The 14,336-nt window shown below is 35.3% G+C and carries 10 protein-coding genes; 2 read left to right on the top strand and 8 right to left on the bottom strand.

Features of this window, described 5'->3' with window-relative positions; all coding sequences use genetic code 11:
• Positions 1–260: 260 nt before the first annotated feature.
• The gene (gene ycaO, locus AAZR93_RS13075; RefSeq protein ID WP_434720046.1) at positions 261–2,015 is read right to left on the bottom strand and encodes a 30S ribosomal protein S12 methylthiotransferase accessory factor YcaO; all 1,755 of its coding nucleotides are present in this window, start codon (positions 2,013–2,015) and stop codon (positions 261–263) included.
• A gap of 195 nt (positions 2,016–2,210) precedes the next feature.
• Here ycaO and ansB point away from each other — a divergent pair, with 195 nt between their 5' ends.
• A complete protein-coding gene (gene ansB, locus AAZR93_RS13070; RefSeq protein ID WP_294100222.1) occupies positions 2,211–3,254 on the top strand; it encodes an L-asparaginase 2 in 1,044 nt (347 codons plus the stop codon).
• Between the two features lie 551 nt (positions 3,255–3,805).
• Complete coding sequence (gene chiP / locus AAZR93_RS13065) at positions 3,806–5,203, top strand: chitoporin ChiP (RefSeq protein WP_434720045.1); 1,398 nt, start codon at positions 3,806–3,808, stop codon at positions 5,201–5,203.
• A 263-nt stretch (positions 5,204–5,466) separates the two neighbouring features.
• On the opposite strand, the gene AAZR93_RS13060 is transcribed toward chiP, so the two are convergent.
• From AAZR93_RS13060 to AAZR93_RS13030, 7 genes are all read right to left on the bottom strand, one after another.
• Entirely contained in the window at positions 5,467–5,982 is a 516-nt protein-coding gene (locus AAZR93_RS13060) for a bactofilin family protein (protein ID WP_434720044.1), read from the bottom strand.
• Positions 5,983–6,755: 773 nt separating this feature from the next.
• A complete protein-coding gene (gene fur, locus AAZR93_RS13055) occupies positions 6,756–7,208 on the bottom strand; it encodes a ferric iron uptake transcriptional regulator (RefSeq protein ID WP_294100219.1) in 453 nt (150 codons plus the stop codon).
• A gap of 182 nt (positions 7,209–7,390) precedes the next feature.
• Positions 7,391–7,918 (bottom strand): flavodoxin FldA, encoded by a 528-nt coding sequence (gene fldA / locus AAZR93_RS13050; RefSeq protein WP_294101320.1) that lies wholly within the window; start codon positions 7,916–7,918, stop codon positions 7,391–7,393.
• 150 nt (positions 7,919–8,068) lie between these two features.
• A complete protein-coding gene (ybfE, locus tag AAZR93_RS13045) occupies positions 8,069–8,362 on the bottom strand; it encodes a LexA regulated protein (RefSeq protein WP_294101318.1) in 294 nt (97 codons plus the stop codon).
• A gap of 171 nt (positions 8,363–8,533) precedes the next feature.
• Positions 8,534–10,633, bottom strand: a complete 2,100-nt coding sequence (locus AAZR93_RS13040; RefSeq protein ID WP_434720043.1) for a type I secretion system permease/ATPase — start codon at positions 10,631–10,633, stop codon at positions 8,534–8,536.
• A 3-nt stretch (positions 10,634–10,636) separates the two neighbouring features.
• The gene (locus AAZR93_RS13035; protein ID WP_294100216.1) at positions 10,637–11,965 is read right to left on the bottom strand and encodes an HlyD family type I secretion periplasmic adaptor subunit; all 1,329 of its coding nucleotides are present in this window, start codon (positions 11,963–11,965) and stop codon (positions 10,637–10,639) included.
• Between the two features lie 14 nt (positions 11,966–11,979).
• On the bottom strand, positions 11,980–14,070 hold the full coding sequence (locus AAZR93_RS13030; protein WP_434720042.1) for a peptidase domain-containing ABC transporter: 2,091 nt from the start codon (positions 14,068–14,070) through the stop codon (positions 11,980–11,982).
• Positions 14,071–14,336: the final 266 nt, after the last annotated feature.

Here is a 14,336-nt window from a genome sequence, read left to right as displayed (position 1 = left end):
TTGATATGGATCATAAACTTCATCAAGAAAACGTCCAAAATAGTGATATAAATGTTAAAAACCATGTTAACTCAATGATATTTAACATAAAAATAAAGTTTAAAATTTATAAATATTTTTTAAAAACTGGATAAAAAGAGTTCAGTTAGGTAAATATATGCACTTAAATGTTAATTAATTACAGTGAATGTCGCGATTTTGATCATTAATTTAACTTATAGAAAGATAAAGGCCCTAAGGCCTTCATCTAATTTGGAATATCATGCATTGTTGCGTTTTGCTTTTTGCAGTTTTTCATAGGCTGCAAGTAGAGCTTGATGTGCTGGTAACGCTTTTAATTCATCATCAATAGCCCATAACCCATAGAAGCAAGATTCACCTGCAATTGCCGCAGATGCCGCATCGACGGCTTCTTCACCATACATACGTACGAACGCAGGGTAATATTGCGCAGGGTTTCGCTCATCTTCTTGAGATAGCAGCAATAACGTCTGCAAACAACGATAGTAATTAGCGCGTTGCGTTGTTAATACTGAGCTATTGAAGTCTTGGGTCCATTCTACCCATGCGAGTGCTTGCTCAAGATCTCCGCCAGCAAGTGCTAGCATTGATTTTAATTCACCAATGCGCAGATTACTCCAGCCATTATCTTTACCGACAGCCAAGCCCAGTAGCTCACGTACACGAGTGAAATCATCTAGACCGTCATCATCTAATTGCTCAATCAGTGCGAGATAATCCTCTTTTTTCCATTGGCTCTCAGGCAATGCCATAATGGTATCGCGCAAATAAGCTCCCATCGCATTATTGGCTAAATGAAGATCTTCAACTGGATAAATATCTGACATGCTAGGGACAAGTATACGACAGGCGTATACACCTAAATGGTTATAATCTGCGATGTAAACTTCAGCATCTAATGTATTGAAAATACTAATTAGTGTTGCAAATTCTTCTTGGGTAGTTCCTTTAAAGCTCCAGTCAGCAAATTCATAATCTGCATCTTCTTTAAATAGATCCCAGCTAATTAGACCACTTGAATCAATAAAGTGAGTTTCTAAATTAGTATGTTCAGCAACTTCTTCATCATCAAATGTTGGTGCATTAAAGACATCAAGATCTTTTAGCCCGCGGCCTTGTAATAGCTCAGTAACGGTACGCTCAAGGGCGACACCAAAGTCAGGGTGTGCACCGAAAGAAGCGAAACAGCTACCATTTTGTGGATTAAATAAGACGACACAAATAACAGGGAATTGCCCGCCGAGTGATGCGTCATAACAAAAGATAGGGAAACCTTCTTTTTCAAGGGTCTCAATTGATTCGACGATACCTGGATAACGAGCCATCACATCTGCTGGGATCGCGGGTAAACTAATACTTTCTGCAATGATTCGGTTTTTCACGAAACGTTCAAAAACCTCAGATAGCCCTTGTACACGGGCTTCATTAGCAGTATTTCCTGCTGACATGCCATTAGACACATACAGGTTCCCAATAATATTCATTGGGATATAAACCGTGGTGTTATCAGATTGACGCGTAAACGGCAGTGCACAAATACCACGTTCATCATTACCTGATTGTAGGTCAATGAGCTGACTCGCAGCTAGGATATTATCAGGGTCATAAAACTTAAGCAAACGTGGGTCAAGGATACCTTCTGGCAGGCTATCATCGTCAGTTAATGGGAACCATTTTTCATTTGGATAATGAACAAAGTCACCTTCTGCAATAGATTTACCTAAATAAAAATCAGCAAAAAAGTAGTTTGTTGATAAACGTTCAAAGTATTCGCCAAGGGCAGAGGCTAATGCGGCTTTTTTGCTAGCACCTTTGCCATTGGTAAAACAAAGAGGACACTCTTTATCGCGAATATGCACTGACCAAACGTTTGGTACAGGGTTTAACCAAGACGCTTCTTCAATATCAAATCCCAATTTTTTTAATTTGGTTTGAAATGCATCAATGGAATCTTCAAGAGCGGCATCTTTGCCGGGTATAAATGTTTGGCTCATTGTCAGTCACTTGTAAATAGAGTGTTTCAGGCGGTCTATGATACGGATTTTTACCGCTGCGCTCACGCTTTTTATTCATTTCATTAAAAATCATCTGAAAGCTAAATATTTTTCCTAAAATAATTATATAGCTCACAACAACAGTACGCTAAAACCACATAATAACAGCAGGTTATTTAATTAAAGGAAAATAGGATGAAACACAGAAATAAAACACTACTTGCTACGCTGATTTCACTGTTTGCCGCTTCAGCATTAGCACAGCCAAATATTATGGTGCTTGCAACGGGCGGTACTATTGCAGGCGGTGGAGATTCTGCCACTTCATCAAGCTATCAAGCGGGTAAAGTTGGTATTGATGCTTTAATTAATGCGGTTCCTGAAACAAAAAAAATTGCCAATCTCAGTGGTGAGCAATTAGTGAATATTGGCTCTCAGGATATGAATGACCAAGTGTGGCTGACACTTGCTAAAAAAATTAATCAAGATTGTGATAAAACGGATGGTTTTGTTGTTACACATGGTACAGATACCTTAGAAGAAACGGCATTCTTTTTGGATCTAACGACAAATTGTAAAAAGCCGATTGTATTGGTTGGAGCAATGCGTCCTTCTACTGCGTTGGGTGCCGATGGGCCTTTAAATCTCTACAATGCGGTCGTATTAGCATCTGACAAGTCCGCAGGAGATCGTGGAGTATTGATGGTGATGAATGATAAAGTCATTCAAGGTCGAAATGTGGTTAAAATGAATACAACACAAGTGCAGGCATTTGATGCGGTTAATGCAGGGGCAGAAGGTTTTATTCATGATGGAAAAGTGACTTTTTATCAAGCAGCGCAACCACGTAGTGATAAAGCGGCATTTGACGTCAATAAACTCGAAAAACTCCCTGCGGTTGGTATTGTTTATAATTATGCCAATGCATCCGCAGCGCCTATCAAAGCACTGAGAGAAGAGGGTGTTGAAGGTATTGTGAGTGCAGGTGTTGGTAATGGTAATATGTATAAAACTATTTTTGAAGCTTTAGCTAATGCGGCAAAACAAGATGTCGTGGTTGTGCGCTCAAGCCGTGTACCAACAGGTTATACCACGCGTAATGCGGAAGTGGATGATAATTTATATGGTTTTGTGGCATCAGAAAGACTTAATCCACAAAAAGCACGTGTATTATTGCAATTAGCTCTAACACAAACTAAAGATCCGAAACAAATTCAAGCCTTATTTGAGAAGTACTAATTTCTAACTGGTTTTTTATATATGAAGATCCGTAACAATATTGTTGCGGATTTTTTTTAAACAAATATCTATTATTGCTTATTATTTTTTATCAAAAAAAACAAAAAAAAATATCTAAATATACTTGTAGCACTAATAGATTTTGACTCAATTAGGTCAATGTGGTGATAGTATTTAAGCAATTATACTAATACTTAACAAATAAGATGGCTAAATAGCAATTTTTAAGCTTTATTTCTGATGATTGAATATTGTTTTATTCTGTATTTTCTCTATTAGTTTTCTCTTTATTATTCTTATATTTCAATTTATTAAGGTTTGTTTTGGCATGATTTTGTTACTGGCAATTTGTATTGCTAAATAATATTAATGTGTCATCGATCATGTTTTGGCAATAAAACTAATATCGATGTTGATAATTCGTGTCGCGAAAAATAGGCTAATAGCATCACAAATGACATCAGTTATTGTGAGTAATTAGATTAAAATTGAAAATTAAGTCGTATTTTGGCCGAACAATAATTCTAAAAAAATATTAGAGGAAATACAGAATGGTTAATAAATTTGTCAATCCTGGCAGGAAGTTGCTCGTCTTAAAAATAGCGATAGCAATGCTTCCTATTGGTTACCAACCTATAATGTACGCAGAACAATTTCTTGATGATTCAAAGCTAACAGGTGGATTGTATTATTGGCAGCGAGATCGTTCGCGTAAAGATTTAAATCCAAGCAGTGATAAATATAATAAATATGCAGATAACCTTAAGCACTCAACATTTAATGCCAATCTTGATTTTTCGTCTGGCTATTTTCAAGATGTAATTGGGTTGGATCTCGCTGCGTTCACAGCAATCGAACTATCAAATAGTGGTCCGGCAGCACCAAATGAAATCGGTTTTAGTGATGCAAGATCGCGTTGGGATGAAAAATATACTGGTGATAGAAGTGGTGTCAGTATTTATAAAGCGGCTGCCAAAATGAAATATGGTCCTTTCTGGGGGAGAGGGGGTTATATTCAACCGACAGGACAAACGTTATTAGCATCCCACTGGAGTTACATGCCTGGAACATATCGAGGGCTAGAAGTTGGTGCTGTTTTTGATTTTGAGCAAAATGGTGAGCTCAGCGCATCTTATATGTGGACTGACCGCTATAAAGCGCCTTGGTATACTGAAATGTATAATTTTAGAGAGGCGGATGGACAAACAGGGATCAGTTATTTACATGCAATTGGCTTTAAATATGATTTCAAAAACTCATTAGTGCTTGAGGGTTCTTATGGTCAAGCTAAGGGTTATATGGATCAGTATTTTGCTAAAGCATCTTATGCGGTTCCAATTGCTGACCGAGATTTACGTATGTCTTATCAGTTCTACGGTTCTGAAGATAAGGTCACTGATGGTGGTGTGAATGATGTTTATGATGGATTAGCTTGGTTACAAGCGATGACCTTAGGTTATACCTATGAGCAATTCGACTTTAAAGTGGAAGGAACTTACGTTAAAGCAGAAGGAAATCAAGGGTATTTCTTACAACGTATGACCCCAGGTTGGGCGACTTCAAATGGACGCATGGACATTTGGTGGGATGGCCGTTCAGATTGGAATGCGAATAATGAAAAGGCATTATATGCAGGTGTTATGTATGATTTGAAAAATTGGGATTTAGCGGGTTGGAAAGTAGGAACCTCATATATCTATGGCTGGGATGCGAAACCTAGTACTAACACGCAGTATGCACAAGATGTACGCCTAAAAGAGAGTGCTTGGAATTTTGATATACTGTATACCGTTCAAACTGGACGAGCAAAAGACACTTCATTTAAATTACATTTTACCAAGTATGATAATCATACCGATATTCCTAGCTGGGGTGGTGGATATGGTAATATCTTCCAAGATGAAAAAGATATTAAGTTTATGGTTATGATGCCATTTACTATTTTCTAAAATTAGCCTATTTGGTTTGAGTCACTGTCATAAAGTAATTATGGCAGTAACTTACCAAAATAAGTGATACAAAAACGATTAGCATATATATTAATAATCAATTTAATGAGCATAATAAAAAAATGCACTTATATCGATTAATTGTGGGCTAACTAATAGTTAATTAAGCATAAAAAAACAAGATGAATGTTTGTCATCTTGTTTTTTATTTATAATATTATGTTTATAACGCTCATTATGGATATAGATAAAGGAGCCATTTGTTATAATGATGCAATGTTTTTTTCAGGTACTTCTTGTTTAATTTTATCTTTTAGTACAGTTACTTTTTCTGCCTGTATTGCTACATTTTTTACTTTTGCCTGCCCTGATAATATGCCACCTTTTTTAATCGACAAACTGGTATATTGGATAACGCCGTGAATCTCACCATTGTTCTCGATACTAATTGAATCAGATAAGCATTCACCTTCAACTTTGCCATTAACAACGAGTTCTTTGCTGGTTATATTTCCGGTGACTTGACCATTTAACATTACTTTAACAGTATTATCTTTTCCTGTGATATTTCCAATCACTTTACCATAGATATGAACGAGTTCATTTGCCGTAATATTGCCTTCAAATACAACGTCTCTAGCAATTATAGTATTGGTTTTTTCTTCACTTACTGTCGGTGTTGACACGCCAGTTTGTTCTTCTCTCATTGGTATGATCTCTGGTTGAGTCGTTGATATGGCATTTTCTGGTGCTGATTTATTTTGTTTTCTGGTGAACATGTTACTTACCTTTTTCTGATTAAAGTATAAGACCAAGAACAGAATTGATAATACAAATGAAAATAGGCTCAGGGTAGAGCGACTAAAAATCCATGCTATCAAAGTAAGAAACCAGAAGAAAAAACTAGTATTAATAAAAAGATATGATTTTCTCATTACTTAATCTCTTACAAATTATTATAACGACTGAATAAAACATAAGGTAATTAGGTTACAGAAAGTTAACTTAATTCTATTGTTACAATTAAAACGCGTATTTATTTTAATTTTTTGAGTGTAGGATTTCATAACGCTAAGATAATTTAACTCTAATTTAGCGTATTGCGTGTAAGACTTTATTGGTATTAATTTTGTGTATATGAAGTAAACAAAATAAAGTGCCTTTAACGTATTATCCTGTGTCTTATGTATTAGTAAGGATAAGATAATTAGCCAATTAATATAAAGGATTTAAACTGAATTGCAACACATTATAGCTTAGCTTTATGTTTAACATTAAAGCAGATAATAAAAGTTATAAATTAAGTACTTAAGTCAACTATTAGTGTTTTTTACTGTTAGAGATAGATTAAATATATGAGATTCTTAAAAGGTGCGTTAGATGTTTTTTTATGGCGCTAAATAAATAAATTTAAGCGTTGTTGTGATAAATAATGATGGCAGTTAGATGAACTATATAAAAAAAATACCTGATAACATTAGGCTATCAGGTATTTTAAGATTTAATCGTAACATTACTGTAACGTCATCGACATCACGATAAGTGTACTAAGTTATTCTTTTGCTTCATGTGCATCAGCATTACTACGGCAGTCATTACCATCGGTGCAGTGGCCATAGAGGTACAAGCTATGGTTAGATAGCTTAATTCCGTGGCGTGCAGCGATATTTCTCTGACGAGTTTCAATTGATTCATCAGTAAACTCAATCACTTTTCCACAATCCAAACAGATTAAGTGGTCATGGTGATGCTGCTGAGTTAATTCGAATACAGATTTTCCACCCTCGAAATTATGACGGGTGACAATACCTGCATCATCAAATTGGTTTAATACACGGTATACCGTAGCCAACCCGATCTCTTCACCAATATCAATTAGCTTTTTATAGAGATCTTCCGCACTGACGTGATGGCACTCAGGCTCCTGAAGTACTTCCAGAATTTTTAATCTAGGAAGAGTGACTTTGAGTCCAGCATTTTTCAATGCTTTATTGTTGTCTGTCATGCGGGTTTGTCCTGTATCTTGAATCATGAATTTAACAATAATGAGACATTTTTAACATAAATCCAGTTGTCTTCTAAACTGATTTACAATTATAGGCATGGAAAACAAAAATAGAAACCATGTATTGTCTCATTATTATAATTATATTCTAAGAGCTTACTGATTAAGCTCTTAATTGAGCATTAGCCAATAATTTCAGCAAGAGACATTTCTTCAGAGATCTGTTTTACCCATGCATCAACACGTTCATCAGTCAGCTCTGGCTGGCGATCTTCATCAATTGCTAGGCCGATAAAATGGTTATCATCAGCCATACCTTTAGATACTTCAAAGTTATAACCTTGAGTCGGCCAATGACCTACGATAACAGCGCCTCTTGGCTCGATAATATCGCGGATAGTTCCCATCGCATCGCAGAAGTATTCCGCATAATCTTCTTGGTCACCACAACCAAATAGTGCGACAAGTTTGCCTTCAAAATTAATTTCTTCGAGCGTTGGGAAAAAATCATCCCAATCACATTGAGCTTCACCGTAATACCAAGTCGGGATACCAAGAAGTAGGATATCAAAAGCCTCGATGTCTTCTTTGCTACATTTAGCAATATCGTGGATTTCTGCAACGTCCTTGCCTAATCTTTCTTGGATCATTTTGGCAATATTTTCTGTGTTACCTGTATCACTTCCGAAGAAAATGCCGATGACTGCCATAAAGTGATTAACCTCTTGTTTTTCTAGCAGCTTTAACATTTATCGCCTGCTAGAACTAAATTAGAACGAAAGTAAGTATAATTTTACGCCCTATTTTGGCGAAAAAACGTTGATAAGTCTGTCAAATTTGTGTGATTCATCAAGATGAAATTATTTGTTTGTTGCCTCAGAGGTTTGCTCTAGTTGAGACATCAATATTTCTTCAATTAATTCACTACGGCTTATATTTTTTTCTTCAGCTAACTGATTCAATACCGCGACAGCTTCTTCATTTAGTTTTAGTTCAACTCTGCGTAATCCATTGACTTTATCGCGTTTAAGTTGATTACGTTTGTTGATTCTTAATTGTTCATCCCGCGATAGCGGGCTAGTTTTAGGTCGCCCAGGCCTACGTTCCTCGGCGAACAAATCCAGTGTAGTGCGATCAGTTTGTTCTTTTGCCATATCTATTATTGCTAAAGGAGGGGTGTGCCAGTAATTCAGCGCGCAATGATACCCTAGCTGATTCTGTAGTGCCATAGTTGCATACATGCTCAAAGGACTTGATAGATTAAAAAAAAGGCACTTTTAATAAAAAAGCATCACTTGCTATATTAGTGATGCTTTTTTGTACTGTTATTGAGTTTGTTGTTGCCACAAACTTGCATATAACCCATTTTGTTTAAGCAAATTATCATGCGTATCCATTTCGGTGATTTCACCATCATGAATGACACAAATTTTATCTGCATGCATAATTGTATTGAGCCGGTGTGCAATGCTAATTACTGTTCTACCTTTAGCGATCGAAGGCATATTTGCCATAATAGCGGCTTCTGATTCATAATCCAGAGCAGAGGTTGCCTCATCAAGAATTAAAATATCAGGTTCTGTTAATAAGGCTCTAGCCAGAGCGATACGTTGACGCTGGCCACCTGACAAATTTAGTCCTCGTTCTGACAAGTGATAATTAAAGTTATCGGGCAACGACATAATAAAATCATAAGCCCCTGCTAATTTAGCGGCATGAATGAGTTGTTCGTCATTTGCTTGCGGATGGCTTAATCGAATATTTTCTGCAATTGTTCCTACAAATAGCATACTTTCTTGTAAGACCACGCTCATTCGTCTACGTAATGCAATTGTATCGGCTACAGCCAAATCCATACCATCAACAATTACTTGCCCATGTTGCGGAATATAAAGTCTCTGTAGTAATTTGGTTAAGGTACTTTTACCTGAGCCAGAAGGGCCGGTAATACCAATAAACTCTCCAGCTTTAATGGATAAAGATAGATTATTAAGTACCTCTGGCGTTTCGGGTTGATAACGAAAGCGAATATTTTGAAAATCAATTTGGCCTTGAATAGTTGCAGAGCTTGCAATTCCTTTGCGCTCATTTTCAATCGGGCTATCTAAAATATCGCCAACACGACGTAATGAAATAATTGTATGTTGAAAATCCTGCCAAATTTGAGCAAATCTTAGTACGGGTTGAGTGACATGTGCACTTAACATATTAAAAGCAACTAACTCTCCTGCCGTTATTCCGCCGTTTAAGACTTCTTTTACTCCAACCCATAATAATAGTGCAGTGGTTATTTTACTCACTAATGTCATTAATTGCGTCGCGACAACGCTACGAATAGAAACTTTAAAATTTTGCATCAACTGTTTACTGAGCAGTTTTTGCCAACGCTGATAGAAATATTTTTCTGTTGCTGTTGTTTTAACGGTTTCAATACCAGTAATTGTCTCCGTGAGAAAGGTTAGTCCGTTTTCATCAGCCTGATAGGCTTTTTCGGTTTGTTGACGAATAATAGGCCCAAGAATTAGCCAAAGGACAAAAAAGATCCCCATTGAACCGACAAGCATCCATGTCATGACGCTACTATAGGAGAACAAAACGGCAATAAATAAAATAACAAAGATAAAATCAACAAATAGCATCAATGTTGAACCCGTCAAAAATTGACGGATATGTGCTAATTCTCTGATTCGGGCAATGATTTTTCCTGTTGGTCTTAATTTAAAATAATTCAGTGGTAATGCCATTAAATGCCGATAAATTTTACCTGAGAGCTCAGCACTAATTTGAGTGCTTGAGTGACTAAATATTTTATTACGAATAAAACTATAAACAGGTTCCGCAATGGCAATAGCAAGGATGCCTAATGCTAAAATGTGTAAATTAGCTAAGCTACGTCCGACAAGGACTTTATCGATTAAATTTTGGAATAATAATGGACTAATTAAAGCAAACAGTTGAACGATAGCCGCAAGAATAAAAACATTTTTTAATTTGAAACGTTGGCGAAAAATGGAAGGAATAAACCAGCTAAAACCAAATGCTCTTTTTTGTTCAATTTCTAATTGTTCTTTGATTAATAAAACATTGAATTGAGTTTCTGGTGTGATATCTGTATTTTGCCATTGTGCGCTTTCAAAGGTTTTTGGATTAACCAAATTCAGTTCTTGATTGTGCGTTAAAATAAACCAAGTGCTATCAATACAAATCAGTGCGGGGAGTGGGATATCTGCTAGTTGGAGCTGTGTTAATAAAACGGATTGAGTTTCATAACCAAGAGTATGGGCACATTGCTTTAGTTCCCAATCAGTTGGTGAATAAGATTGCATACCAATAGCATGGGTTAGCTGATCAACCGTGACATTCTTTTGAAAGTGATTAGCAATCCAAACAAGGGCTTCCAGCCCATTATTATTAATTTGTTCCATTGATTACTTTTCTCTCATTGCGTTTGAAGTATATTCATTAATCGGGCTGAGCAAATAATCAATAATCCGTCGTTTTTCGGTTTTAATTTCAGCGACAATTGATAAACCTGGCGTTAGTTCAAGGTTATTTCCGTCTACGAGTAAATCTTTTTTATTTAGACCAATTTGTCCTAAAAAAACTAAACCTAAAGTTTCATCATGGGTGCTATCCCTTGAAATAGATAAAACTTCTCCCTCTATCGTGCCATAGCGGGTATAAGGGAAAGCATCAACTTTGATCATGGCTTTTTGGCCTTCTTGGATAAAGCCAATATCTTTATTTAAAATTTTAACTTCTGCCAATTGAACATCATTATTCGGGACGATGACCATTAATTGTTGTGCAGGTTGCAATACGGCGCCAAGCGTATGAGTAGCAAGTTGCTGCACAGTACCATCAACAGGAGCGCGAATAATTTCAAGTCGGTTACGTTCTTGATTTTTGAATAGTTCTTGCTCTAGAGAAACATGCTTAAATTCAGCTTGTTTGTGTTTTTCATCCCATTCTTGATATTTTTGCGTTTTAATCCTAACTAATTTATCTTTCAGTGAATGGTGCTGACTATCCAAGATAGATAACTCAGATTTTTTGGTGGTTTTTTCTTTTTTAGTGATCAAAAGTTCACGCTCTTGTTCTAGAAACTCTTTCTGACTAATAATTTGTTTTTGATTCAATTCATGATGGGCAGTGAGTCTCTTTTTGATATTAGTGATTAGCGCATCGATATCTTTTAACTCAACTTGCTTGGTACGATAATTAACTCTATTTAATTTAATTTCATTATCTATTTCATTGATTAATGAGTCGAATTCATTTTTCAGGCTTTGATAACTGAGTATGGCTCTATCTTGTTCGCTAGGTAAGAGTTGAGAAAAAAGTGGGGATGCGTCAACCGATTGTTCATTGAGCAATGCATGATGAATTATTTTTTCGCTAGTCTGGAAATTTCGTTGATAATTTAAACTGAGAATATCTTGATCGACACCTAATACTTTAACTGTTAGTAGTGCATCACCTTGTTTAACTAATTGACCATCTGAGACGTGAATATTTTGTAATCGACTTAATTCGAAGGCTTGAATTAACTGAGTGCGACCAGAAACAATTAATTTGCCTTGAGTTGTTGCCTGAATATCTAATTTGCCAATGAAAGACCAAATAATGGCAATGAGTATTCCAATACTTATTGTAATCGCAATACTAGTTGATAAATAGGACGGTGGTGTTTTTAATATTGCCAAATGGGAGGGCAAAAAACTGTTATAACGATTTTCTACTGATTTATCTTTCATAAATTACATCCATGTTATGACTTAAGAGATTGTTGTAGCGTCCATAAGTGCTTATAAAACATATTTTTTTCAATTAATTGTTGATGATTACCTTGTTCAATAATCTCACCATTTTGCATAACAATAATGCGCTGATGGTTACGAATGGTCGATAAACGATGAGCAATAGTGATGATGGTTCGACCTTTAGCAATAATTTGCATATTTTCCTGAATAATAGCTTGGGACTCATCATCTAGAGCACTGGTGGCCTCATCAAATATAATGATTTTAGGGTTAGCTAATAAGGTTCGTGCAATGGCTATTCTTTGACGTTGCCCACCGGATAAAGAAGAGCCACCTTCGGATAATATCGTGTCATAGCCCATGGGTAATTTTAAAATAAAATCATGAGCACCTGCCATTTTGGCTGAATTAACAACTTCATCCATTGAGGCATTTGGTAATGTTTGGGCAATATTTTTGAACACAGTTTGGTTAAATAAAAAGTTTTCTTGCAGGACAATGCCGACTTGTTTTCTCAATGATTTAAGATTAATTGATGATAAGGGTGAGCCATCAATATAAATACCGCCGGACTCAGGGGTATAGAGCCGTAACATTAATCGAGCCAATGTACTTTTACCCGAACCGGACGTCCCGACAATACCTAACGTTTCGCCTTCTTTTATTGCTAAATTAAAATTTTTCAGTATATAAGGTGTATTTGGTTGGTAGCGGAATGAAATATTTTTAAGATAAATGTTTCCGTTTAGAATATCTTTGTTGGTTGAATTGTTTTGCTCTATAGGCAAATTAATAATTTGCGCAAGCTTTTCTATTGCAACTTTAGTGCGAATATAATCTCCCCATAACTTGACTAATTTCACTAAAGGTTGATTTGCATGATTGACCATCATATAAAAAGCAATAAATTGGCCTATCGTCATTTGTAAGGCGAGAACTTCAGATGCACCAACCCATAGAATAATAGCGCTGGTCACTTTTTCTATTACCATAACAATATGTTCAGAGCGTGAGCTTATTTGACCTGAAACAAAGTTAGTTTGGCTCATATCAGAAGTTTGGTTATCCCAACGTCGAGTAAAATTGGGTTCAATAGACAAGCTTTTTGCTGTTTCGATACCATTAATACTTTCGGTAAGAAAAGAGGTGTTAATTGCAATATTGGCAAATTGTTGTTGAGTTGCGGCTTCAATCTTAGGCGTTAGCCACCAAGCGACTAATAGATAACATGGAATTGAGCATAAAAAGAGTAGCGTAAGGGTTGTTGACAGTAAATTCATAACGTAAATGAAAACAAATAAAAATAATACATCAACGCATAATGTAAAAAAGCTACTCGTCAAAAACTCTCGAATAGTTTCTAATTCTTTTACTCGAGTAACAATTGCGCCTATTTGTCTGTTTTTAAAAAAGGGAATAGGTAAGTGTAGTAAATGATTAACTAGTTTTAATCCTAAAGTAATATCAATTCGATTAACAGTATGGTGATAAATATATTCTCTTAGTCCTTTTAATATGACTTCAATGCAAGCCGCTATAATCAATCCGAAAATTAAAACATCAAGGGTTGTTAAGCTATTGTGAATCAAAACCTTATCCATAATAACTTGCATTACAATGGGCGAAACTAGCGCGAGTATTTGTAAAATAAAAGAAAAGACTAATACGCCTGCAATGATTTTTTTGTATTTCATAAATTCAGTTTGAAACCAAACGATATCGAATTTACTTTGTTTCACATTCACTTGTAACCAGCGTCCGCTCCATTGCTGATTAAACTCATTAAGACTCCATATCTCAGGAGGATTATTTCCAAATTTTTGGATAAGAACTTGGTCTTGATTGTAGTTGGCAAGTAATAGAGCATTACCATTCGTGTCATAAATAATTGATGGGGTATCAATTTTTTTTATATCTTTCTTTTTTTGATTCTTGTATTTACAAATAACATTATATTTTCTTCTAATTAAATTAATGGCCTCATGGTGGTTTTTAGATTCAGCTATTGTTTCTTTAAAATTATCAGGATCAATTTCGCTTGATAATTTTATTATAATGCTAATGAAATGTAATGTTGATTGTGAGTGATCACTTTTCATTTTTTGTATTAATAATCCTTTTGTATTTCAATTTAAAATATATCGCTCAGTGATTAAATTAAGTAAAGCATGATTTTTAATTAAAATATTCTAGTGAATAGCATCGAAGTATTCATATTTAATGATAATATTTAATTGTTTTTTTTATAAATGAGATAATACAGAAATAATAATTAGATGTGTATTGAAGTTAGTCTTATTATATTACTTTTTGATAGGGACTAATGACATTAACGATACTTATTTAGATATTGAAGAAGTCATTT

It is taken from the genome of Providencia sp. Je.9.19 (genome assembly GCF_051129765.1).
GTDB lineage: Bacteria > Pseudomonadota > Gammaproteobacteria > Enterobacterales > Enterobacteriaceae > Providencia.
Note: the sequence above shows the minus strand (reverse complement) of the source record. Positions and strands in the feature narration are given on the sequence as shown.

Bases quoted from the DNA above. Each gene is read 5' to 3' on its own strand.
- AAZR93_RS13040 (WP_434720043.1), bottom strand. From the start codon at position 10,633: ATGGAACAAATTAATAATAATGGGCTGGAAGCCCTTGTTTGGATTGCT.
- AAZR93_RS13030 (WP_434720042.1), bottom strand. From the start codon at position 14,070: ATGAAAAGTGATCACTCACAATCAACATTACATTTCATTAGCATTATA.
- ybfE (WP_294101318.1), bottom strand. From the start codon at position 8,362: ATGGCAAAAGAACAAACTGATCGCACTACACTGGATTTGTTCGCCGAG.
- AAZR93_RS13035 (WP_294100216.1), bottom strand. From the start codon at position 11,965: ATGAAAGATAAATCAGTAGAAAATCGTTATAACAGTTTTTTGCCCTCC.
- chiP (WP_434720045.1), top strand. From the start codon at position 3,806: ATGGTTAATAAATTTGTCAATCCTGGCAGGAAGTTGCTCGTCTTAAAA.
- AAZR93_RS13060 (WP_434720044.1), bottom strand. From the start codon at position 5,982: ATGTTCACCAGAAAACAAAATAAATCAGCACCAGAAAATGCCATATCA.
- ycaO (WP_434720046.1), bottom strand. From the start codon at position 2,015: ATGAGCCAAACATTTATACCCGGCAAAGATGCCGCTCTTGAAGATTCC.
- ansB (WP_294100222.1), top strand. From the start codon at position 2,211: ATGAAACACAGAAATAAAACACTACTTGCTACGCTGATTTCACTGTTT.
- fldA (WP_294101320.1), bottom strand. From the start codon at position 7,918: ATGGCAGTCATCGGCATTTTCTTCGGAAGTGATACAGGTAACACAGAA.
- fur (WP_294100219.1), bottom strand. From the start codon at position 7,208: ATGACAGACAACAATAAAGCATTGAAAAATGCTGGACTCAAAGTCACT.